Origin of the sequence: Metaplanococcus flavidus, assembly GCF_042675885.1 — a bacterium.
In the GTDB taxonomy this organism is placed as follows: Bacteria; Bacillota; Bacilli; order Bacillales_A; family Planococcaceae; genus Planococcus; species Planococcus flavidus.
Genome location: NZ_JBHTKI010000015.1, coordinates 1 through 23,491, shown reverse-complemented (window position 1 = coordinate 23,491; position 23,491 = coordinate 1). Strand labels below are relative to the sequence as shown.

Below are 23,491 nucleotides of genomic sequence, written 5' to 3'. Positions count from 1 at the left end.
ATGAGTTTAACTCAATTTTTTATCATAATTTAAGGATAAAATGTTATTGTATAAAAGGAATTTTCTCATAATTTAAGAAACCTTGATTTAAGGGCTTTTTGACTTTTTTCGGGTCTCTAAGTTATAGAAAAATACTTAAAATATGTTGCGATTTTGTGAATGAACGGAGAATTCTGAAGGAAGAGTAAAAGGGTATATTGAAGTGGTATCAATGTGGGTATAGATAAACCAAATCACAGATTTCATTCTGATGAGAAAGGTGTGTGGAATAATGGATAATCGACTGGCGCGCATTGGAGTGGAACAATTAAAGGGACGCGTAATAAGCGCGGAAGAAGCAGCAGCTTGGATAAAGGACGGCATGACACTCGGCCTCAGCGGTTTCACGCAGGCGGGAGATGCAAAAGCGGTCCCTCTCGCATTGGCAAAACGCGCAGAAAAGGAAACCTTTAAAGTGAATGTCTACACCGGAGCTTCTCTCGGTTCCAATATCGATACCGTATTTGCGCAAGCGGGCATCGTAAACAAACGCCTGCCATTTCAATCGGATCCGGTAATGCGCAGAAAAATTAATGAAGGCGCAATGCTTTATACGGATCATCATTTATCCCATACAGCCGAATGGATCCGTGACGGCGTCCTGGGTCCTGTGGATTTTGCCATCATCGAGGCGATCTCGATTACAAAAGACGGCATGATCATCCCGACAACTTCTGTCGGCAATTCACCAATTTTCGCCCAATACGCAAAAAATGTCATTGTTGAAATCAATACGGAACAGCCGGAGCGGCTTTACCGTCTCCATGATATATACGATACCGGCAAACACGAAGGACGCCTGCCGATTCCGCTGACCCATGTTGCAGATCGTATCGGAACGACTGGCATCCCGGTGGATGTGGAAAAAATCCGTGGTATCGTCTTTACGGACCAGATCGATTCACCGTCAATGATCGTTCCGCCGGACAGTGAAACCGAAGCCATCGCATCCCACCTTTTGGAATTAATGCGTTCGGAAATCCGGGCGGGTAGGCTGACTGAAAAGCTGGCGCCAATTCAATCTGGTGTTGGTTCAGTTGCCAACTCTGCCTTGCACGGGTTGATCGACTCGGAATTTCACGATTTGGAAATGTATTCGGAAGTGCTGCAGGATGCTGTGTTCGATTTGATCGACGCAGATAAACTTCGTTTTGCTTCAGGCTCAGCGATCACATTGTCAAAAGAGAAGATGGCGCAAGTGTATTCAAATTTTGGCAAGTACGAAGATAAAATCGTACTGCGTCCCCAGGAAATCACCAATCATCCGGGAATCATCCGCCGTCTTGGTTTGATTGCCGTCAATACGGCGCTTGAATTTGATATTTACGGCAATGTCAATTCGACCCATGTGTCCGGCACGAAGATGATGAATGGCATCGGCGGCTCGGGAGACTTTGCACGCAACTCCAGGTTGTCGATTTTTGTGACAAAAGCGACGGTGAAAGACGGCAAAATTTCCAGTGTCGTGCCATTTGTGAGCCACGTCGACCACACGGAACACGATGTTCATGTGCTTATAACCGAATTCGGTTATGCCGATCTCCGGGGACTTGCACCCAGAGAACGCGCCGGTTTGATCATTGAAAAATGCGCCGATCCGGCTTACCGCGATCAATTACGCGCATATTATGAGGAAGCGTTGACTCGTGGAGGGCACACACCTCATGTCCTTGAAAAGGCATTCTCCTGGCATCAGCGCCTTGCTGAAGAAGGCAGTATGCGTGAACAATAGTTCTTCCTGCACCATCGATTGCCAAAATGCTTTATAATGAAGCAATCAGTGCATACAGGAGGACCAGTATGGAAAAATTCACATTCGGTTCGCTGCTGGACGTCATGGGAGAGCTCTTTTCCGATGAAATTTCCATCGCAGTTTCGGACACGGAACAATACATCTATTACAGGCCGAGCAAACGCGTCGATCTGAAAATAAAAGCGGGCGATCCCGTAAAAGAAGGTACCATCGCCTATAAAGCGCTAATGACAAATCAGAAAGCTTCCGAATTCATCGATCGGGAAGTGTTCGGCGTCCCTTATCACGGCATGGCGGTGCCATTTGAAGAAAATGGGAAGTTGGCGGGCTGTGTCATGGCGATTTATCCATCCTATACGGAAGGCAAGTCCGTCGTAACTGTGAGAAGTCCAGATGGCTGGAAGCCGCTGCCGTTCGCGGATGTGGTGTCTCTCGAAGTGAAAGACCGTAAGACACATGTGCACGCGGCAAACTTTTCCGGCACCAATAAAAACTCGCTGCAGGATTTTGAATTTTTATTGCCGCGGGAAACGTTCATCCGCTGCCACCGCTCGTTCATCGTCAACGTCCATCATATAGAAGAAATCTATCCGGACACGCACTCGACTTTCGTGCTGGCGATGGACAACGGCAGCCGAATACCGGTCAGCCAAACCTATTCGAGCTATTTCAGGAAGCTGCTGGGGTTTTGAGAAAATAACTATATAAGTTGAACCAAGAATTTATAATAGCCGATATTCCGCAAAACAGCTTCGCTTGCCTGGGGGCTTGCGCTGAGCTAACTCGGTCTCGTTTCACTTCGCCCAAGTGGATCTCAGCACTTCGCTTGGTCCCCTGGGCGTCTTCGCTGTTTTGCTCCATATCTAAGTTATTATCCCAGCACCGGCGCGGCTTAGGACTGAGCGGAGCAATAAGACGAGTGATCTTCTCGGCTTATTGCGGGAGCTAAGGTGCGCCACGAAGATGGCGCCTCCTTTGCGACGAGCTAGCGCAGGAGCATAATCTTTGCACTGTCCAAAGCGCCGAAGCGTTATATGTATGCTTATTCTTTATATCATCAGTAGATTTTAAGGGATCCACTGGCTCACGCATTAAATCCTCTGCTTTAGCGGCATAACTGCTATTCGACGCATCAATCACTCAAATCTCTCTCGGAATATATTAAAATTATCTAATAATTAACGCCGGAATCTGCTTACATTTGCCAGAGGCATAATGAAAACGCTTTATTTTTACAAGCAGACCGATTTTATTCCCTTAAAAAATTCGAGAAAGCGAGTGATTGATATGACAAAAAATAATGATCGCATCAAAGCAGCAGAATTACAGGAGCGTGTGGTGTCTCCGAAAGAGGCGGCTTCCTGGATACAGGACGGCATGACGCTAGGCCTCAGCGGATTTACGCGGGCGGGCGATGTGAAGGCGGTGCCTTTCGCATTGGTGGAACGCGCAGCAACGGAAAGTTTCAAAGTCAATGTGTTTACCGGTGCATCTCTCGGCTCGGATATCGACCGGCTGTTCGCGGAAGCGGGAATTGTCGGCAAGCGCCTGCCATTTCAGGCCGAACCTGCGATGCGCAATAAAATCAATGCCGGTGAAATGCTTTTTGTTGATCACCATCTTTCGCATACGGCGGAATGGGTGCGTACCAATGTTATTGAAACAATCGACTTTGCCATCATCGAAGCCTTATCCATTACCGCGGACGGCATGATCATTCCGACGACTTCAGTCGGGAACTCGGCTATCTTTGCAAAGCATGCACGCAATATCATTGTTGAGATCAACTTGGCGCAGCCGGAACTTTTCGAAGGCTTGCATGATATTTACGATACCGGGAAACAAGGCGAGCGCGATCCGATTCCCCTGACATCTGTTGAAGACCGCATCGGCACAATTGGTATTCCGGTCGACATGGAAAGAATCCGCGGCATCGTCTTTACGGAGCAGAAAGATTCGCCTTCGAACATCGTGCCGCCGGATGCGGAAACGAAAATCATGGCCGACCATCTCCTGGAGTTTTTCCGTTCAGAAATCCGTGACGGCCGCCTGACCGAAAAGCTGGCGCCGCTGCAATCGGGTATCGGTTCTGTCGCCAACGCGGTGCTGCACGGCATGATCGACTCGGAGTTTGAACACCTCGAAGTCTACTCGGAAGTGCTGCAGGATGCAGTATTCGATTTGATCGACGCAGGAAAAGTCGATTTCGCTTCTTGCTGTTCGATTACGCTTTCCGAACAGAAAATGGAGCAGGTCTTCGGTGAATTCGAAAATTACCGCAATAAAATCATCATGCGTCCGCAGGAAATTTCAAATCATCCGGAAATTATCCGTCGCCTCGGTTTGATTTCCATCAATACGGCACTTGAATTCGATATCTATGGCAATGTGAACTCGACGCATGTGTCCGGCACGAAAATGATGAATGGCATCGGTGGTTCAGGCGATTTCGCACGTAATGCGCGACTGGCAATTTTCGTTACGAAATCGGTGGCGAAAGGCGGAAATATCTCCAGTGTCGTTCCATTTGTCTCACATATTGACCACACGGAACATGATGTTGATGTGCTCGTAACTGAACAAGGTTATGCGGATCTGCGCGGCCTGGCTCCGCGCCAGCGTGTTGAAGTCGTTATCGAAAACTGCGTCCATCCGACTTACCGAGCGCAAATGCGTGAGTATTATGAAGAAGCACTGACGCGCGGGGGCCAAACGCCGCATGTACTCGAAAAAGCTTTCTCATGGCATACAGCACTTGCTGAAAAAGGCACCATGCTGCAAAAGAAAGAGCAATTGGTGTAAGGGGAAGCAAAACATTCTCAAACTTAAAAAAACCAGCTTTCTTCTTAATGGAAGAAAGCTGGTTTTTTTTATTTCATTTATTGCCGTAAACTTCCGCAGTGCTGCGGGTATAAAGTTCAATGATGTGGCCGAAGGGATCTTCAGCGTACACAAGATAATGCGGTTTGCCTTCGTTGATGTTCCAGATTTTGCTGCGCTGCTTGCCGCCGTGGACCACGACTTTTTCAATCGATTCCACAATATCTTCGACAATCAGGCAAATGTGGAAAAAACCGGCGTGCGGCGATGGTTTTTCATCGTTGAAATCAGGTTGCTGAAATTCAAACAGTTCAATTCCGACGCCGCTATTGCTCATCAGATGGACATTCCGCATCTTTTTCACCTCGGAACCCTGAAGGTCCTGTGTCATGGAAAATAATTGTTCATTCCTTTCGTCGAAATCATATGGACCGGCCAAAACATAAAAGCCGAAAACTTTGCAGTACCAGTCAATGGCCTGGTCCAGGTCAGGCACTGCCAGACCGATGTGAGTGACTGTTGCAGTCATATGTAAAACCTCCTCTATAAATTCTGATACCCGCAGGCATAGGCTTTTAAGCCTGTAAAAAAGCAGACTTTTCTGTTTAAACGAAAATAGTTGTTGTAAACCGCGATCTTTAGTATTATAATAAGCAATTGTGAAATTCGAAATGAGGGCTCTTAAATGAAAAATTCCATATATGGACTAACGATAGACCAACTAAAAGAATGGTTTTTGGAAAATGGACAGAAAAAGTACCGTGCCGAACAGGTATGGGACTGGTTATATATTAAACGCGTCGAGAAGTTTTCAGAGATGAATAACCTGAGCAAGGAAGTTATTCAGTTATTGGAAGACAATTTCGCGATTCGCACATTGGAAGAAGCGGTCAAGCAGGAATCTGCTGACGGCACGATTAAATTCCTCTTCAGGCTGCAGGACGGCAACTTGATTGAAACGGTTTTGATGCGTTTTAAATACGGAAACTCCGTCTGTGTTACGACACAGGTCGGCTGTAATATCGGCTGCAGTTTCTGCGCCAGCGGACTTTTGAAAAAGAGCCGCGATTTAACCGCGGGCGAAATCGTTGAACAGATCGTTCAGGTGCAGGCACATTTCGATGCTCAGCAAAAAGGAGATCGCGTCAGCCATATCGTAATCATGGGTATCGGCGAGCCATTTGATAATTATGCTAACATGATGGACTTCCTGCATGTAGTCAACTCACAAAAAGGCCTTGCCATAGGCGCTCGCCACATCACAGTTTCAACAAGCGGAATCGTTCCGAAAATCTATGATTACGCGGATGAAGGCCTGCAGGTTAACCTGGCAATTTCAATCCATGCACCGACAAATGAATTGCGTACACGCATCATGAAAATCAATAAAGCGTACCCGGTTGAGAAATTGATGGCAGCCATCGATTATTACCTGGAAAAATCCAACCGCCGCATTACGTTCGAATATATTATGCTGCGTGACGTCAACGACCATGTTGAGGAAGCGAATAATTTGGCGAAACTGCTTGAAGACAAGCGCCATCTTTCATACGTAAACCTGATTCCGTACAACGCGGTCAGCGAACACGATCAGTATCAGCAAAGCACACCGGAAGCGATTGCCGCTTTCTATGATGCATTGAAGAAAAAAGGGATCAATTGCGGAGTGCGCCACGAACAAGGGGCGGACATCGACGCGGCTTGCGGCCAGCTTCGAAGCAAACAGATCACAAAAGAGAAAAAGCCGGCTAAAGTTACCGTATAATAATATAACGAAACAGCCCCCCGAATAAAAATTCGGGGGGCTTTTATAGTTGAATATACTGGGAAATATTTTGTGATTTCTAATCACATTTCCAAATCAACTGAAAGAGGTGGAGTGATTTTATTTTTCACAAAAGATATTATAGAAAATCAGACACCTTTAGTGCCCTGCAGAATATGTCAATCTCTTTCCAATTCCAACCCGTATTTGTAATTTACAAATAACTCTCTATAATTAAAAGAAAACGAATTTGAAGGGGCGAGGTACATGGCTGAGATAGAAATCAGAAATCTGGGTAAGAGATATGACAAAGGTCCGTTGGCTGTGACTGATTTCAATCTCGATATTAAAAATGAAGAATTCATTGTTTTTGTCGGACCATCCGGTTGCGGTAAATCAACCACACTACGTATGATTGCAGGTTTGGAAGAAATTTCGGAAGGCGAGTTTTTCATCGACGGCAAGCGTATGAATGACGTCGAACCGAAGGAACGCGATATCGCGATGGTTTTTCAGAACTATGCTTTATATCCCCACATGACAGTCTATGAAAACATGGCTTTTGGCCTGAAATTGCGGAAATTCAAGAAGCCTGAAATTAAAAGGCGTGTTGAAGAAGCCGCCAAAATCCTGGGGCTGGAAGATTACCTGGACCGGAAACCGAAGGCGTTGTCAGGCGGTCAGCGCCAGCGTGTCGCTCTTGGGCGCGCAATTGTGCGGGATGCAAAAGTGTTCCTGATGGATGAACCTTTATCGAATCTTGACGCCAAACTGCGTGTGCAGATGCGCGCGGAAATCGCCAAGTTGCACCAGCGACTCAAAACGACAACGATTTATGTAACGCATGATCAAACTGAGGCAATGACGATGGCGACACGAATTGTCATTATGAAAGACGGTTTAATTCAACAGGTCGGTTCGCCGAAAGAAGTTTATGATTTCCCGGCGAACCGTTTTGTCGGCGGTTTTATCGGTTCGCCGGCGATGAACTTTTTCGAAGGGACAATTTCAAACGGCAATTTTCTCGTCGACGATAAATCAGTGGCGATTCCGGCTGAAGCATCAGCTATGCTGAAAGATCTTGGTTATGACGGCAAGCCGATTGCACTCGGAATCCGTCCGGAACATATCCATGTAAACAATGAAGATCTTTCCGGTGTGCCGGCAAGTGAATTTGAAGCGGAAATTACGGTGGCAGAACTTACAGGGGCGGAAACCATCCTCTATGCCATTTATGCCAATCAGGAATTCATCGCACGTGTTGATGCGGATACATTGATCGAAGCAGGACACACAGCGACTCTCGCTTTTGATATGTCGCATGTCCATTTCTTCGATATGGAAACCGGCGAACGGGTGAAAGCTGCAGAATTGCAATCTGCTGCAAAAGCCACGTAATGCATATGCAACCTGCTCCTTTGGAAGGGGCGGGTGTTTATTTTTAGAGAATATAGGTTTATTTTAAAGAATTTTCAATCATTATGGTTTGCTGGTGTTTAAGTTTTCTTCAATAGGGAAACTAAAGTAATAGACATTTTTGGAAAAGGAGTGGTGATATTGATGGTAAAAATCGCAGTTGAAGAGCCGTTTACATCCGTCAAGGACGCATTGGCGAGTTTGGGGTATAAGGCAGAAATGCTTAAGGATAAAACAGACGCCATGGATTATGATTGTGTAGTTGTACGCGATTCGGAGGATTTGGCCGATTTTCACATGAATGTACCAATAGTGGAAGCAAAAGGCCGTACATTATTCGAAATCATCCAAGAGGTTGAAGAACGTCTTGTTCGGACCGAGAAAATTATGCCTCCCCCACCTATCGAGTCAAACAATAAATCAGGCGGCGGTGCTGGCGGATTTATCGCCGGAGCGGCTACTGGTGCTTTGATCGGCGCAGCTGCCGGCTTAATGCTGGCACCGAAAAGCGGCAAGGAATTGCAGCAGACAGTGAAAGAAAAAGCTGCCGAAATGAAAGAAAAGAAAGAAGAGAAGTCACAGTCGGATGAAAATTCCGGTCCCGGCAAGCTGGATCAAGTGAAAGAAAAGGTCGGCCAGGTCAAAGAAAAGACCAATGGTGTGACTGAAAAAGCCAAAGGCAAGGCTGATGAGTTAAAAGCTAAGCGCGAAGAGAAAAAAGAAGATAAAGAGTTGAAAAAGCAGCAGAAAGCTGTTGAAAAAGAATCAAAAGAAGAAGAGAAAGCAAAAAAAGAACATGAAAAAGCTGTGAAACAAGCAGAAAAAGAAGAGAAGAAAGCAGAAAAAGAAGAGAAGAAAGAAAGCGGCGGCATCGAAGTTGTCGAATTTGGCGACTCAGCTGTTGAAAAAAATGACAGCGGCAATGTAACAGTCCAATCTGTCGACAAAGATAAAAAATAATATGAAAACCGGCGCCTCCATATGGGGGTGCCGGTTTTTTGATGCGATACGGGGACAAGAAATCGCTGTGATTTTAACTTATGCCCAACTTTTATGGAAATACGCCCAACTTTCATAGGAATACGCCCAACTTTCATAGGAATACGCCCAACTTCGACCGAAATACGCCCAACTCCAATAAAACACTTCGAAATAACCTACAGACTATAATTAGAATCTTTGAAAGAACCCGATTTTTTCAAGTTCATGTCTTTTAATAAACGGGTCACTAATCTTCGGTCATCCACACACAAAATCTCCCGCCCCAACTTATTCGTCATGGGCTCACCAGTCAGCAGCAACCAATCGCGGATTGTTCGCAGATGTGCGTTTTTATCTGAGACACAGCAACCAGGACAGAACCAGTTGCCATAACGCCGCACCATGCCAATCCGGTCACACGCTGAACACCAGACGCCTCGCAGCATCACCTCTATTGAATATTTCGGATTGGTACAGATCGGCCGCGAGTCCAAAGTGACTAAAGCAGCCACTATCATGCGAGCCAGTGACTTCATTTCCTCCCAATTGAAAATGGGGGGTTCTTCGGACAGCTGGTGAAGGAACCGCGGCAATTGATGAGAGAAGATGACTGGCTGCGACGCAGGCACATTTTCAGCGATTTGCTTAGGATAAGACAATACCAATACTGAGCGCACTGGCATCATGATTCTGCGCGTTTCCAGCCATTCGCCAAGGAGCCATTCATTTTCAATGATTTGTTCGATCGGGGATTTGCGGCCGATTACCGTTCCGTCTTCTTTTGTCTGCAGCAGCTGGACGGGGGCATCCATGAACTGCAGGCGTCCGTTCATATTTTTGATTTCGAATACATAGATGCACCAGGGCGTAATCATCAGCGAATCCAATTGGAATGCCCGGAACGAACGGAGCATGACGTTATGCATCATAATATGCGGGAAAGCCACCGGACTCCGGGCGAAATAATGGTCGAACCGTTCTTCGCCGCCGATTCCTGCGGCTTCCGCATAACTTTCATTTTCCGCTTGTCCATACATTGCATGCCGCTTCGGCAGCCGCCGCAGCAGCACTTCCAACTTCTCTTTGTTCTGCGAAACTCCACGCTCTTTCCAAATCACCGGCATCCCTCTTTTTGTTTTGAACATAGCATTTAAAATAAGAAGTGCCTATACTTTCATTGAAAATAAAAATTTGAACGCTCGATAGGCATCAAATCCCAAATTTGCGTCACTAAAAAAACCCGCCAGAATTCTCCGGCGGGAGCCAAGCAAAAATGAATATTAAGATTTAGCCGCAACCTCATCAACCGGTTCATGCACAACCGGTTCCGGTACACGCGACAGGACGATCAACCCGAGAATGAAGAGAATCACAAGACTGAATACACCATAACGTGAATCGCCGGTGATTTGCGAAGTGACGGCCACAAGAACCGGTCCTGTGATGGCGGCGAATTTGCCGAAGACATTATAGAAACCGAAAAATTCGTTGGAGTTTTCTTTCGGCACCAGTTTTCCGAAATAAGAGCGGCTCAAAGCCTGGATGCCCCCTTGGCTGGAAGCAACCAGCATGGCGAGCACCCAAAAGTCTCCGATTGTTTCCATAAACATCGCGTAAATGCAGACAACGATGTATACACAAATCCCCACATACAGCATCTTTTTGCCGGTAAAGCGATCAGCGAGCCGGCCGTAAAGAATTGCGAAAGGCGCCGCAACAACTTGCGTTGCGAACAGGACGATCAGCAGGCTTGTTGAAGTCAGTCCCAAGTCCGTGCCGTAAGCCGTCGACATCGATATAATTGTGCCGACGCCGTCAATGTAGAAGAAGTAGGCGATCAAAAACAGTACGATCGCCCGGTATTGGCGAATTTCTTTCAAGGTTTTGCCAAGGCGCTTAAAGCTCTGCGCTACTGGATTCGGTTCACGTTTAATGTAATAGCGTTGACGCACATTTTTGAACAACGGAATCGAGAAAGAAACCCACCAAAGTGCCGTGATTAAGAAAGCGGCGCGGCTGGCGTTGGTTACTGATAATGGAATGATTTCATTTTGCGCAAGCAGGATAATGGCAATTGCTATTGCAAATGGAATCGTTGAGCCGATATAACCGAGCCCATAACCGAAAGCGGAAACCCTGTTCATGCGTTTTTCTGTGGTGACGTCGACGATAAAAGCATCGTAGAAAAGATTGGCGCCGGTCGCTCCGAGTGCGGCAAATACATAACAGGTCAGCATCAGCAGCCAGTTATCGACAGGCACGAAAGCCAGCAGCGCTGTCGAGATCGTGCCGAGCAGGAAGAAGGCGGTGAAGAATTTCTTTTTCAAGCCTTCGTAATCGGCGAGGGTGCCAAGGATCGGCCCGAGCATTGCCAGGATAAATGTGAAAATGGCAATTGTATATCCCAGATATGCGGTGGAGTCGGATAAACTGATTCCGGCCTCCGTTGCGGATGCTTTATAATACAGCGGAAAGACTGCGGTAGTGATGATGATGGAATAAGCTGAGTTGCCCCAATCATAGAGCGCCCAACTTTTCTCTGTTTTAGTGAACTTTTTCATCTCCTGATTCCCCTTCATGAGTGATATTTTCATTGTACAAGAACTGCAGACTGAAAAGATCAATTTTAAAAAATTTACTGAAATTTTACATAATTAAATGTTTGATGGCAATAAAACACAAACATTTGAGCCGAATCTTTAATTCCAGTAAACTGAGTAAAGATTGTGAAATGAGGAGAATGGCATTGAAAATGATTTCATGGAACGTCAACGGCTTACGGGCTGTAGTAAAAAAAGGATTTATGGATTTTTTTAAGACAGCAGACGCGGATGTCTTCTGTCTGCAGGAAATAAAATTGCAGGAAGGGCAAATCGTAATGGATCTGCCCGGTTATCATCTTTACTGGAATTATGCGGAAAAGAAAGGGTATTCGGGGACAGCCGTATTCACCCGGCAGGAGCCGCTGACCGTACATTACGGAATAAACCACGTGAATCATGCGAATGAAGGGCGGGCCCTCACGCTGGAATTCGATGATTTCTATCTGGTGAATGTCTATACGCCAAACTCCCAGCATGGCTTGCTGCGGCTTGATTACCGGCTGGAGTGGGAGGAAGCTGTGCTCGATTATGTGAGCGAACTGGATAGCCTGAAGCCGGTCGTCCTGTGCGGTGATTTGAATGTGGCGCATCAGGAAATCGACCTCAAAAATCCGAAAGCGAACCGAAAGAATTCAGGCTTCACGCCGGAAGAGCGGGGGAAAATGACAGAGTTCCTGAAACGCGGATTCACGGATTCGTTCCGTTATTTTCATCCGGACTTGAGTGGGGCTTATACATGGTGGTCTTACCGCACTGATTGCAGACCGCGCAATATCGGATGGCGCATCGATTATTTCCTCGTATCGGACCGCATGGCACCGATTATGAAGAATGCGAAAATCCACAGCGAAATCGAAGGCTCGGACCATTGCCCGATCGAACTGGTAATCCAATGAAAAGAGCGGCCGGAGATTTTCTCCGGCCGCTGTCGCTTTTCTGTGTCCAGACTCCAGCGGCCCAGCTCTTCGGGTCATAAGCCACTTTGGCTGTGCTGCTGAAAACACGCCGCTTCGCCAAATCGTCTTATGCCTTTCAGAGCTTAACGGGCGCCGCCGCTTTTCTTATATCCCCATAACCCGCTGCGCCAGTCGCTGGCAATTGTTCTGGTCGTAATAATCGATGAACAGCGGTGCTTTTGGATACCAATCGTTCGTGGTGATGTTTTCTTCAACAATTTTCTTCATGTATTGATAGACTTCCTCCAAAGAATCAGCTTTGTAGCCGTAAAGGTCTGTATCGAGACTGAGGTAAGTGCCTCGGCGCGCCATGTATTCCTCTTTATCGAACATATTGAAGATGATCGGTTTATTCAGATAAAGGAAATCCCATGAGACGCTGGTGATATCGGTCAGAAGCATATCGTTTTCGACAATGGCCTTTTCGATGGAGGCGTGGTTGAAATCCTGAAATTCGATGCCGCTTTCGGGATGATCGAGGCCGGTGAAATGTTTTTCGAACTTCCGCATAAACGGGTGAAGCGCGACGCGCATGTGCATATCGTTTTCCGATATCAACTTCCGTATGCCTTCGTGACTTACAAGACCCAATGTGTTTTTGAAATAATCGCTTTCGACAAATTCTTCTTCGGTTAAGTCGAAAAGCCATTCGCGCCATGTCATCATCATTAAGATTCTTTTCACTTCCGGCGCGGGTTTATTCGTTTCAAAACGATCGAAACGGGGGAAACCGGTAACAATTAATTTCTTCTCGGGAATCTTCCATTCATTCAGCTTTAAATCTTTTTCGTATTCGGAGGCGCAATTAAAGAAATCCGTCCGTTTCAGTAAAGGTACGTCCTCTTTCTGGATGAGGATTTTTTTAAAGCCTTCAATTCCATGGCTGACATGGGTGATGATGGTTTTCCGGTTCAAAAAAAGGAATTTATCGACGGATGGTGCTATATCATACATCAGGGAATGTCCGTGGAATGAATAATCGGCTTTGAAGAACAGGCGATAGTTGCGGAAACTGCCGAGAGGAACCGCATTGGATAGTTTCTTATCCTGTGCGTATGACTTTTTCGGGTCATACAGCCAGTAAGCTGTTACTTTATCGTGATGGTTTTCGATCAGGTATTTATGGAAGACGGCTGCATTGTCCTCGTATTTTTCACCAAGATTGCCACCGACCAAGACAATTTTCTTATCAGCTTTTGGGGAGGGGAATAAAGAGAGTAAATAGGCTGCGGAGACTTTCAAAAAAACTTTCAGGGGATCGAATCTCCCTCTTTCTTTTAAATCGATACTCATAATTAGCCCTGCTTTCCTAAGGTTGTTCTGATTCTAATTTTTTCATATTGGGGCGACTTTGTCCATCTGCAGACAAATATTGATTTTTCAATGGAAGACAGGTTTAATAATTTCAATAATGGGAAGATTATAAGTTGATACAAGAATGCGGAGGAGGTTTCAAATTATGAAAGGAAACAATGAAGACACTCACCGGAAAATGGGAACTGGAGAGAACGAAGAAACTCTGACAACCCGGCAAGGCCATCCGGTTAAAGACAATCAGAATACACGATCTGTCGGCAATCGGGGACCGGCTACATTGGAAAATTATCATTTCATAGAAAAAATTTCTCATTTCGACCGTGAAGAAATTCCGGAACGCATCGTCCATGCACGCGGTACGGGGGCTTTCGGTTATTTTGAAACTTATGGAAAAGTCGGCGATGAGCCCGTGGAAAAATATACGCGCGCCAAAGTATTTTCAGGCGAAGGGAAGCAGACGCCATTAATGGTCCGCTTTTCTACAGTGGCGGGATCTCGTCATTCACCGGAAACCGAACGCGACCCACGCGGTTTTGCGGTGAAGATGTATACAGAAGACGGCAACTGGGATTTGGTCGGGAACAATCTTAAAATATTCTTTATCCGTGATGCGATGAAATTCCCGGATATGATTCATGCATTCAAAACAGATCCTGCATCGAATATTCCTGATCCTCAGCGAATGTTCGACTTCGTGGCACGTTCGCCGGAAGCGACTCACATGATAACGTTGCTGTTTTCACCGTGGGGTATACCGGCAACTTACCGGCATATGCAAGGATCCGGCGTCAACACCTATAAATGGGTCAATGACAAAGGGGAAGCCGTTCTCGTCAAATATCACTGGGAGCCGAAACAGGGTATCCGCAATCTGACGCAGAAAGAAGCTGGTGAAATCCAGGCGAAAAATGTTGGTCATGCAACTCAGGACCTTTATGAAGCCATCGAGAATGGAGATTATCCGGAATGGGAATTATTCGTTCAGATCATGAGCGATGATGAACATGCGGAACTCGATTTTGATCCGTTGGATGATACGAAGTTATGGCCGCAGGATCAATTCCCGTTCCTGCCAGTCGGTAAAATGGTGCTGAACCGCAACCCGGTCGACCACCATGCTGAAATCGAACAGGCTGCATTCGGAACAGGTGTCCTTGTTGACGGTCTTGATTTCTCAGATGATAAAATGCTGCAGGGCCGCACATTCTCATATTCGGATACCCAGCGTTACCGTTTAGGTGCCAATTACCTGAAACTTCCGGTCAACGCACCGAAAAAACGTGTTGCCACCAATCAGCAACGCGGCATGATGGATGTTAAGAATCCGCATGAAAATCCATCAAATCCGTCCATCAACTATGAGCCTTCGGTGCTCGGCGGGTTTACGGAAGCGGATAAAACCGGCACACCGGATCATGAGCCGGCGTACAATGCAAAACTTGTCAAAGCGCCGATTGATCGCACCAATAACTTCGGGCAGGCGGGTGAGACATACCGCAGCTTTGAGGATTGGGAACGCGATGAACTGATCAATAACCTTGGCGATGCATTGTCTGTCTGCGATCCGCGCATTCAGGACGAAATGATTGAGCATTTCACAAAAGCGGATGAAGATTACGGTCGCCGTGTACGGGAAAATCTCGAGGAAAAACTGGAAGTGATGAATAATATGAAAGATTCCGAACCAAAATTGATGGGCCAACCGGCTTCCAATAAATTGGCGCAGGGAGCTTCCAAAAAAGGGCACGAAGCAGAGCGTTATTAATAAGATGAATTGAAAATCCGGCAAGCCGTTTCGACGGTTTGCCGGATTTTTTTATTTACTTCAAACACTTTTGTGGCTTCATCCGTTATCTTAATGAGAGAGGCAAAGAATCAGAATGCTGTGAATCATTAGCCTGAGGAGGAAAATTAATGTTTCGGACAGATGAAATGGCAGTGAAACAAAGAATGGAAGACATTCGCCTGGAAGTGGAAGCGGGCCGCCGAAAAAAACACAAAAAAGATAAAGGGAAACACAATCCCATTTGGATCGTGTTGATCACATTGTTCCGGAAATAAGGAAAGCGCCGCGAAATATTCGCGGCGCTTTTGCTTACATAATTGCTTACTTAAAATCCAACGATGAATGATTGACCCCGAAGACATTTTCGACATCTATGAGAAAGGCGATTCCACGTCCCGGGGCATTCAGGTCGACTGCCCGTTCGATATGGCTGACCACTTTAGCGGTATAGGTGGCAGGCACTAAAGTCAAAATTACATCTTTCTCGGGATCGATGGTGAAATTCATGAAGGATTGCTGTTCGTTGACGCCGGTGCCGCGTCCATTTATAATTGTGCCGCCTTCTGCGCCAGCATCTGAGGCCGCCTTGATGACCTTTTGGGAATCGCCTGTATTGACGATGGTCACAATCAATTGAAATTCATTCAATGCATTGTCCATGATTTTCTCCCCTTTCTTTTTTCTTCGATCGTCTGCACGATGGGACAAGTGTGGAACACCCAGCAATTGGCTGAGGTGAACAGTAAAGCCAAGACCGTATCCCGGTTTGCCCAGCTTTCCTTCGCGGTTTACGGCTTCGGTGATCGGAGCTTCATTGTCTCCGTCAAAAGCGATGAAAATCACGTCTTTCTCATGTGTCAGGGGAAGGCCGAGGAAAGTGGGTTTTTCGTTTCTTCCGACTCCTTCCGCGTAAACGATTGTGGCTCCATCGGCACCGGCTTTTTTCGCTTCAGTTATTACAGGCCTTGAATAGCCTCTTTTAACGATCGCAATCATTAATTTATGGTTGAGATTCATCGGTTTTTTTCCCGCCTTTCCTACTGAAGATAAGTCCCAGAAAAAGGACCGCTATTATCGGCGTCAGTGCCACCAGCGCAATCATGCCGAACCCGTCTGCCAAAGCATCCCGTCCATCTGTCACAGATGCGACACCTACTGCAAGGGAGGAGATAAAAGTGACAGTCATCGGACCGGTTGCAACTCCGCCGGAATCGAAAGCGATTGCGATAAAAATATCCCTCGACATGAAGATCAGTATGAGAACGATCGCATATCCGGGAATTAAAAAATACCATAGTGAAATTCCTGCTAGAATCCGCAGCATCGACAAGGCGATGGAAATACCTACGCCAATCGATAAAGTATAGAGCATCACTCTTTCGGAAATATAACCGCCTGTCACTTCATCGACCTCTTTGTTCATAATGCTGACGGCAGGCTCAGCAAATGTAGCGGCAAATCCGAGAATGAAACCGATGAAGATGAGAAACCATCTTGTGTTTCCTTCACCGAGCGATTGGCCCATCAATTCGCCGACCGGCATAAATCCGACATGCACGCCTTGCAGGAAGAATGACAGTCCTAGAAAGGTCGATATAAAGCCGATGCCCACCTGTACGAGCCTTTGGACCGGCAAATGGAGCATGAAGATTTGAAAGATGGCAAAGAAGATGAGCAGAGGCACGAGCGCCAGTGCAACTTCCTGCAGCACTTCGCCGAATCCCTGGAAAACATGGATTTCCATTAGAAAATCACCCCCAGGATCATGACTGCCAGAACTGGTCCGATAGAGGCAAGGCCAATCAGGCCGAAACCTTCTGTTCCGTCTTCAGAATCACGGGATCTGAGGGAAGAAGCGACACCTACACCGAGCGCGAGGATAAAAGGAACTGCCATTGGACCAGTTGTCACTCCGCCCGCATCAAAGGAAATTGGAACAAATGCTTCGGGCACAAAGAAGGATAATCCGAAAATGGCTGCATATCCCCCGATCAATACCCAGTGGAGCGGGATGTTAAAAAGTGTTCGGACCATTGCGAGGCCCACAAAAATAGCCAATCCGAGTGAAACGGAAAGAATCAGGATGGTCGCACTGATTTCCCCTTCGGAAACATTATCGATCTGAGTTGCCAAGACACGAAGGTCAGGCTCTGCAACCGTTACAACAATCCCAAGTAAAAATCCTGTGCCGATGATCAGCCAGGCATTTTTCGTTTTCGGAAGGCGTTTGCCGATTAACTCGCCGATCGGCAAAAGACCTGCATTGACTCCCAGGAGGAATAGAAAAAATCCAATGCTGACAAAAAAGACACCAATAAGGAATTGAAGCACAGCTTCCAGCGGCAGGCGTATAATTGCAATCTGCAGCAAGATGACTACAATGGTAACAGGCATAATGGCAGCAACTACTTCTTTAAAGGTGCTTTTTACATTATCCATCCTGTCTCTCCTTTTCTGCTTTTTCCTGTTATTCCCTACGGAATTTTGCTGTAAACTTACTGAAAAACAGTATGAGAGAAGGACCAGAAAGTATATTGATTTACATAAAGCAGGAGGATCGCTATGAGCAAATTAAAAAGAGCAGAACCCAAAATACCGGCAGAATTGAAACACAGTCTGTTTGAAGAGGCGCTTGACGACCATTACATCACAAATTGCAAAATCCAGCATGAATCTATTGAATTTGAACCATCTGGCGCTTTGCACATCGACACGGTGGTTTTCGAAAACGTTAATTTCGTCGGCATAGCCTGGCCGCGCAGTGAATTTGTGGATGTTGTTTTCATAAATTGTGATCTGTCAAACGCTGACTTTTCCCGGTGTGTGTTTCACCGTGCAGAATTTCGAAACTCCAAGTTAATGGGAACCAATTTTGCAGAAGCAGGAGTCCGGCACACGTTATTTATTGACAGTGTATTAAACTATGCCACATTCGGATTTTCACTCTGGACATTCACCCAATTTGAAAGTTGTTCCTTGCGGCAGGCGGATTTTTATGAAGCGGAGTTGAAGGAAACAAGATTTACAGGCTGTGATTTAGAAGAAACAAGTTTTGCCGAAACCGATCTGAATGGCATTGATTTCAGTACAAACCGTTTTGAGCGGATCCAGGTCACCGTCGAAAAGCTGGCGGGCTGCACAGTTTCTCCAAACCAGGCTATGGCATTCGCAAGGCAGCTGGGTATGATCATAAATGAAGGTGAATTTTAATAAAAGTTAAAGCAAGAGCGGAAAGCTCTTGCTTTTTATTTTCTATATATGTATATATTAAACATTTATTAAAATAAAGGTAATGGTATTAACTTCTTATTATTTTTTATTGATATAATTATATAGTGAACATGAATAACCAGGTTTTTCCTTTAGATTTGATTCTATAGGCGTGGTTATTAAGTTTTATTTTAAAAAAATTCATTAAAAAAGTTCACACAATATTCAAAAATATAAAAAAATATTATTCAAAGATATTGTAAAATTATACAATCTGCAGTATATTTTAAATAGTTAGAATTTTAATTAAAAAAGGAGCATAAGTTCAAATGAATGATTTAAGCAAAAAGATAAAGCAATTACGAGAGGAAAAAGGAGTTTCTACTGAAGAGCTTGCAGAAGAAATCGGTTTTGCAAAAAGTACAGTGTGGGCTTACGAAAGTGGTAAGAAACAGGTTTCTGTCAGTCATCTTGCCCGTTTGGCAGATTACTTTGAAGTCTCGATCGATAATTTATTGAACAGAGAAGAACGTACTATCAACCTGGATCTTCAAAATCCGAAAAACGCCACGGACTACAATTTACTGCTGGATGATAAACCTCTGAACCGGGACGAAATAGCAGAAGCCGCCTCTTATATTAAAGTAAAGCGGCGCATGGGGAATTTCGGTATGGCTACTTCATAAATATGTGGATTTTTGCCACAATTGCTCATTCCATTGTCTGGGGTGAGCTTTTTTGTGGAAACTCCCGGTTCCTTTTTATCAGTACGGCAATCAACCCGCATGAACGCTCGCGCAACAGGCTTCACGCTGTCGGTATTGCCCGTTTTTGTGATAAAGTCAATATAAGGATATAAACGATGTGGTTGAATGGTCTTCTGCTGCATGCGTTTAGAGAGATCAGCTAATTTCTTGAAAAGCAGGCGATTAATCCATGGAACGATACTCCTTATACGAAACATACCGGCTTGGAATACTCATCGATTACATCAAGCCCAAAGAATTGATAAATGAGATAGATGAATTTATCGAAAATACCCCTACCGAAAACATCCCCCATGTCTTCTATGTCCTTTCTCTTGCGAGCGACAGGCGCACCATGATCCAGTTATTGACCGATCTTTCACAGGGTGTTGACGAAGAGGGTCCAGCGAGCATCATAGCAGGCCTTCTGCACCGGGATCAGGAGCGATGCACAATAGAAGAACTCTACAGGAAAACATCTTTGCTGGCATCGCTGCTCAAAGACCCTGACGGTGATGTGGCTTGGGAGTTCAGAAATTTATACGAGGCGTTTGAAGAAGCGCAATTGGCATATGGAATGCGTTTTAAACGAAAGAAAACAAGAGAACGAATGTTGGCCAAAAATGAAAAAACATTAAGAGACGCATTGGCGAAATACGCAAAGTATGCAGATGAATTTGACAATAAAAATTGGGGGAATTGACCCGAATTCAAAAAAATCCGGCAAGATGCTCAATTAGCATTCTGCCGGATTTTTTTGTTTAGTCCGAGTACTGGCGGGAAGATATCCAGTAGGAACAGAAAATTCAGGAGGGATTATTAATGACGAAAACAATATTCATTACAGGCGCCGGAAGCGGGCTTGCCAAAGGGACGGCTCTGGGTCTTGCAAAGAAAGGCCATCGTGTAATCGCGCCAGTGGAAACTGCGCCTCAAGTTACATCTTTGATGGAAGCGGCAGAAGCCGAAAACGTAAAACTGGAAATATTCAAAATGGATATAAAGAATCCGCAGGATCTTGCTCAGATGTACGACTATGATTTTGATATTTTCGTAGCGAATGCTGCAGTCAATGAAGGCGGTCCACTCGGCGAAGTGCCGATGATGAACTTCCGCGAACTCTTTGAAGTGAATGTCTTCAGCACACTGGAAACCGCGCAGATAGCAGCCCGGAAATTTGTCGAAAATGGAAAGGGCAAGATCATCTTCCTGTCTTCAATGGCAGGCATCATGTCCACTCCGTATGTGGGTCCATATACTGCCACCAAGCATACAATAGAAGCAATTGCCAAAACGATGAGAAAAGAATTGGAAGGCTTCGGCGTTCAAGTTGCGACCATCAATCCCGGTGCATTTGCAACAGGATTCAACGACCGCAGCGCTGAAGCAAAATGGAAATGGTATGATGAGAAAATTCATTTCACGAAAAAAGAAGATATGGAAGAAGCTGATCAGGCTTTGGAGGATCAATATGACCCCAAAGATATGATCGATAAAATGGTGGAAATAATACCGCAGGACCACCACAAATTCCGTACGGCTTATCCGCCTGAAACCGAAAAACAGATGAAAGAGGAAGAACAAATGCATTGGGATCTTGAAATTTGAATATCTAAATGTTGAACAAGATAATTTAAAATAACCGATATTCCGCAAAACAGCTTCGAAGACAGTAGGCGTGTCCTGCACGGATACTGTCTTTGCGACGAAGTGCGCAGCACTGCAGGAGCACGATTTTAAGGCTGCTCCTGCATCGCTGCGCTAGCTTCGTCGCAAAGATTCGGCCGAACTCCCTTCGGCCAACTCTTGGCTCGCGCTGAGCTAACTCGAGCTCGTTACACTTCGCTCGAGTGGATCTCAGCACTTCGCTTGGTTCCCTGGGCGTCTTCGCTGTTTTGCTCCATATCTAAGCTATTTTCTCAGCTTATTGCGGGAACCAAGGTCGCCATACGAAGATGGAGCACCTTTGCGACGAGCTTGCGCAGGAGCATAAGCTTTGCCCTGGCCATAGCGCAAAAGCGTTATATTTGTGTTAATTATTTAGTTTAACTTATATAGCAATTAATGTCGCCGGAGGCTTTTGCTTCCGGCGATTTTTAATGTTGGAGGAAAGAAAAAACACCGGAAATATGGTAAGCTAGCCAGTACGAAACGAGTATTAGGAGTGTTTACTATTGTTGGAAAAAGCAAGAGAATTACTGCAGACCTATTTTGGTTATGAAACATTCCGCACCGGCCAGGAACAAGCGATTTCACAAGTTTTTGAAGGCTCCAATTCGATTTGTGTCATGCCGACAGGCGGCGGGAAATCGATGTGCTATCAGATTCCGGCCATGGTCATGGAAGGAACGACGATTGTTGTATCACCTTTGATTTCATTGATGAAAGACCAAGTGGATGCACTTCTTGCAGCTGGAATTCCGGCTGCTTATATAAATAGCTCGATGGATTTCGATGAAGTGCGGGAAACTCTGTACGATGTGCAGCGTGGAGCTGTAAAATTATTGTATATTGCTCCGGAGCGGCTTGATTCGGAAATGTTCCTCAATGAATTGCAGGGTGTCCATGTTCCGCTCATTGCCGTGGACGAAGCGCATTGTATTTCCCAATGGGGCCATGATTTCCGTCCCAGCTACCGCCTCATCAGCCGTATGATGGATCTGTTTCCGAACAATCCGACAGTGCTGGCTCTCACGGCAACAGCGACTCCGCAAGTGCGGGAAGACATTTGCCGCATCCTTAATATAGAAGAACGTCATACCATCATGACCGGTTTTGAACGGGCAAATCTCACATTTTCTGTAATCCGCGGCCAGGACCGGGAACGGTTCCTGAAAGAATACGTTCAGAAAAATGATAAGGAAGCGGGAATCATTTATGCCGCTACGCGCAAAACGGTTGATTCTGTTTATGAGATGCTGTTGAAAAAAGGCATTAAAGCTGCGAAATATCATGCCGGAATGCCGGATGCTCAGCGCAGAGCGGGCCAGGAACAATTCCTCAACGACGAAGTGACGGTCATGGTGGCGACTAATGCCTTTGGTATGGGGATCGATAAAAGCAATATCAGGTACGTCATCCATTATCAGTTGCCGAAGAATATGGAAAGTTATTATCAGGAAGCGGGCCGTGCGGGTCGTGACGGTTTGCCGAGTGAATGCATCGTTCTTTACGCGTCGCAGGATGTTCAGACCCAGCGCTTTCTCATCGACCAGGCACAGGATCCAAGCCGCATTCCGGGTGAACTCGTTAAATTGCAGGGGATGGTCGATTATTGCCACACTGAAAACTGTCTGCAGCAATTCATCATTCATTACTTTGGTGACACTGCAGCCGGGCATTGCGGCCATTGCGGAAACTGCATCGATGACCGTGAAAGCCTCGATGTCACAAAAGACGTTCAAATGGTCTTGTCCTGTGTTATCCGGATGGGCCAGAAATTCGGCAAGATGATGACGGCACAGGTGCTGACCGGCTCGCGAAATAAAAAAATTCTGGATTTCGGTTTTGATAAATTGTCCACTTATGGCATTCTGAAGCATCACAGCGCAAAAGAAGTGTCCAATTTTATTGAATTTATGATTTCGCAGGAATTGCTGGCAGTTGAACAAGGTTCGTTCCCGACCATCTATGTTCCTGATGGCGGAAGAGATGTATTGCTTGGCAAGCGTCAGGTTCTCCGCAAAGGCGCAGTCGCCACCAGGCAGATTTCCGAAAACGATCCGCTTTTCGAGGAATTGCGTAGAATACGGAAGGAACTGGCCGATCAGGGCGGTGTTCCGCCATTTGTTATATTTTCCGATAAATCATTGCAGGATATGTGCGCAAGAAAACCTAAGTCCGCTGAAGAATTCCTGGAGGTCAATGGTGTAGGAGCCAATAAACTCGAGAAATACGGAGAAGCTTTCCTCGATGCGATCCGTGTATATGAACCCGTCAATAACTGAAATCTCCTGTCTGCGGACAGGGGTTTTTTTATTATTCAGGGACATTAAAAGTAAGCGTCCAATAATGAACACCTAGTTTCTTAGAAAAGAAAATGCCTTTCCGATTTTTTGTCGGAAAGGCATTTTTGTTATTTTTTCTTTTGGACATAACA

The 23,491-nt window shown here is 45.7% G+C and carries 21 protein-coding genes; 14 read left to right on the top strand and 7 right to left on the bottom strand.

Features of this window, described 5'->3' with window-relative positions; translation table 11 throughout:
• Positions 1–271: 271 nt before the first annotated feature.
• The 3 genes from ACFQ1X_RS10920 to ACFQ1X_RS10910 all read left to right on the top strand — a co-directional run bounded on the left by ACFQ1X_RS10920 (position 272) and on the right by ACFQ1X_RS10910 (position 4,594).
• Complete coding sequence (locus ACFQ1X_RS10920) at positions 272–1,771, top strand: acetyl-CoA hydrolase/transferase family protein (protein ID WP_144838138.1); 1,500 nt, start codon at positions 272–274, stop codon at positions 1,769–1,771.
• A 68-nt stretch (positions 1,772–1,839) separates the two neighbouring features.
• Positions 1,840–2,484: a LytTR family DNA-binding domain-containing protein gene (locus ACFQ1X_RS10915; protein ID WP_144838136.1), complete on the top strand. Its 645-nt coding sequence runs from the start codon at positions 1,840–1,842 to the stop codon at positions 2,482–2,484.
• Positions 2,485–3,079: 595 nt separating this feature from the next.
• Positions 3,080–4,594: an acetyl-CoA hydrolase/transferase family protein gene (locus ACFQ1X_RS10910; RefSeq protein WP_144838134.1), complete on the top strand. Its 1,515-nt coding sequence runs from the start codon at positions 3,080–3,082 to the stop codon at positions 4,592–4,594.
• A gap of 73 nt (positions 4,595–4,667) precedes the next feature.
• Here ACFQ1X_RS10910 and ACFQ1X_RS10905 read toward each other — a convergent pair whose 3' ends face one another.
• Entirely contained in the window at positions 4,668–5,141 is a 474-nt protein-coding gene (locus ACFQ1X_RS10905; RefSeq protein ID WP_144838132.1) for a VOC family protein, read from the bottom strand.
• A gap of 156 nt (positions 5,142–5,297) precedes the next feature.
• Here ACFQ1X_RS10905 and rlmN point away from each other — a divergent pair, with 156 nt between their 5' ends.
• From rlmN to ACFQ1X_RS10890, 3 genes are all read left to right on the top strand, one after another.
• On the top strand, positions 5,298–6,377 hold the full coding sequence (gene rlmN / locus ACFQ1X_RS10900) for a 23S rRNA (adenine(2503)-C(2))-methyltransferase RlmN (protein WP_144838130.1): 1,080 nt from the start codon (positions 5,298–5,300) through the stop codon (positions 6,375–6,377).
• 267 nt (positions 6,378–6,644) lie between these two features.
• Positions 6,645–7,775, top strand: a complete 1,131-nt coding sequence (locus tag ACFQ1X_RS10895) for an ABC transporter ATP-binding protein (RefSeq protein WP_144838128.1) — start codon at positions 6,645–6,647, stop codon at positions 7,773–7,775.
• A gap of 162 nt (positions 7,776–7,937) precedes the next feature.
• Complete coding sequence (locus ACFQ1X_RS10890) at positions 7,938–8,753, top strand: YkuS family protein (protein WP_379082581.1); 816 nt, start codon at positions 7,938–7,940, stop codon at positions 8,751–8,753.
• Between the two features lie 197 nt (positions 8,754–8,950).
• Here ACFQ1X_RS10890 and ACFQ1X_RS10885 read toward each other — a convergent pair whose 3' ends face one another.
• Both ACFQ1X_RS10885 and ACFQ1X_RS10880 read right to left on the bottom strand, forming a co-directional pair.
• Entirely contained in the window at positions 8,951–9,892 is a 942-nt protein-coding gene (locus ACFQ1X_RS10885) for a nuclease-related domain-containing protein (protein ID WP_379082545.1), read from the bottom strand.
• Positions 9,893–10,054: 162 nt separating this feature from the next.
• On the bottom strand, positions 10,055–11,335 hold the full coding sequence (locus ACFQ1X_RS10880) for an MFS transporter (protein ID WP_144838124.1): 1,281 nt from the start codon (positions 11,333–11,335) through the stop codon (positions 10,055–10,057).
• Between the two features lie 185 nt (positions 11,336–11,520).
• Between ACFQ1X_RS10880 and ACFQ1X_RS10875 the strand changes: the two genes are divergently transcribed.
• Positions 11,521–12,273, top strand: a complete 753-nt coding sequence (locus ACFQ1X_RS10875; RefSeq protein WP_144838122.1) for an exodeoxyribonuclease III — start codon at positions 11,521–11,523, stop codon at positions 12,271–12,273.
• Positions 12,274–12,438: 165 nt separating this feature from the next.
• Here the strand turns inward: ACFQ1X_RS10875 and ACFQ1X_RS10870 are convergent, their stop codons facing one another.
• A complete protein-coding gene (locus ACFQ1X_RS10870; protein ID WP_144838120.1) occupies positions 12,439–13,626 on the bottom strand; it encodes a CDP-glycerol glycerophosphotransferase family protein in 1,188 nt (395 codons plus the stop codon).
• Positions 13,627–13,792: 166 nt separating this feature from the next.
• Here ACFQ1X_RS10870 and ACFQ1X_RS10865 point away from each other — a divergent pair, with 166 nt between their 5' ends.
• Both ACFQ1X_RS10865 and ACFQ1X_RS10860 read left to right on the top strand, forming a co-directional pair.
• Positions 13,793–15,415, top strand: a complete 1,623-nt coding sequence (locus tag ACFQ1X_RS10865) for a catalase (protein ID WP_379082541.1) — start codon at positions 13,793–13,795, stop codon at positions 15,413–15,415.
• 149 nt (positions 15,416–15,564) lie between these two features.
• On the top strand, positions 15,565–15,711 hold the full coding sequence (locus ACFQ1X_RS10860) for a hypothetical protein (protein ID WP_379082539.1): 147 nt from the start codon (positions 15,565–15,567) through the stop codon (positions 15,709–15,711).
• A 46-nt stretch (positions 15,712–15,757) separates the two neighbouring features.
• Here ACFQ1X_RS10860 and ACFQ1X_RS10855 read toward each other — a convergent pair whose 3' ends face one another.
• From ACFQ1X_RS10855 to ACFQ1X_RS10845, 3 genes are read right to left on the bottom strand one after another with little or no spacing between them, the layout of a single operon-like run.
• Positions 15,758–16,453, bottom strand: coding sequence for a P-II family nitrogen regulator (locus tag ACFQ1X_RS10855; RefSeq protein WP_144838119.1), 696 nt, complete (start codon positions 16,451–16,453; stop codon positions 15,758–15,760).
• Complete coding sequence (locus ACFQ1X_RS10850; protein ID WP_144838117.1) at positions 16,437–17,180, bottom strand: DUF1538 domain-containing protein; 744 nt, start codon at positions 17,178–17,180, stop codon at positions 16,437–16,439. The genes ACFQ1X_RS10855 and ACFQ1X_RS10850 overlap by 17 nt, the downstream gene beginning before the upstream one ends.
• Entirely contained in the window at positions 17,180–17,875 is a 696-nt protein-coding gene (locus tag ACFQ1X_RS10845) for a DUF1538 domain-containing protein (RefSeq protein WP_144838115.1), read from the bottom strand. The genes ACFQ1X_RS10850 and ACFQ1X_RS10845 overlap by 1 nt, the downstream gene beginning before the upstream one ends.
• Positions 17,876–17,998: 123 nt before the next feature.
• Here ACFQ1X_RS10845 and ACFQ1X_RS10840 point away from each other — a divergent pair, with 123 nt between their 5' ends.
• The 5 genes from ACFQ1X_RS10840 to recQ all read left to right on the top strand — a co-directional run bounded on the left by ACFQ1X_RS10840 (position 17,999) and on the right by recQ (position 23,339).
• Entirely contained in the window at positions 17,999–18,646 is a 648-nt protein-coding gene (locus tag ACFQ1X_RS10840) for a pentapeptide repeat-containing protein (RefSeq protein ID WP_144838114.1), read from the top strand.
• A 329-nt stretch (positions 18,647–18,975) separates the two neighbouring features.
• The gene (locus tag ACFQ1X_RS10835; protein WP_144838111.1) at positions 18,976–19,332 is read left to right on the top strand and encodes a helix-turn-helix domain-containing protein; all 357 of its coding nucleotides are present in this window, start codon (positions 18,976–18,978) and stop codon (positions 19,330–19,332) included.
• 250 nt (positions 19,333–19,582) lie between these two features.
• Positions 19,583–20,095: a hypothetical protein gene (locus ACFQ1X_RS10830; protein WP_144838109.1), complete on the top strand. Its 513-nt coding sequence runs from the start codon at positions 19,583–19,585 to the stop codon at positions 20,093–20,095.
• 119 nt (positions 20,096–20,214) lie between these two features.
• Positions 20,215–21,000, top strand: coding sequence for an SDR family oxidoreductase (locus ACFQ1X_RS10825; RefSeq protein ID WP_144838107.1), 786 nt, complete (start codon positions 20,215–20,217; stop codon positions 20,998–21,000).
• Between the two features lie 566 nt (positions 21,001–21,566).
• Positions 21,567–23,339, top strand: a complete 1,773-nt coding sequence (gene recQ / locus ACFQ1X_RS10820) for a DNA helicase RecQ (RefSeq protein WP_144838105.1) — start codon at positions 21,567–21,569, stop codon at positions 23,337–23,339.
• Positions 23,340–23,491: the final 152 nt, after the last annotated feature.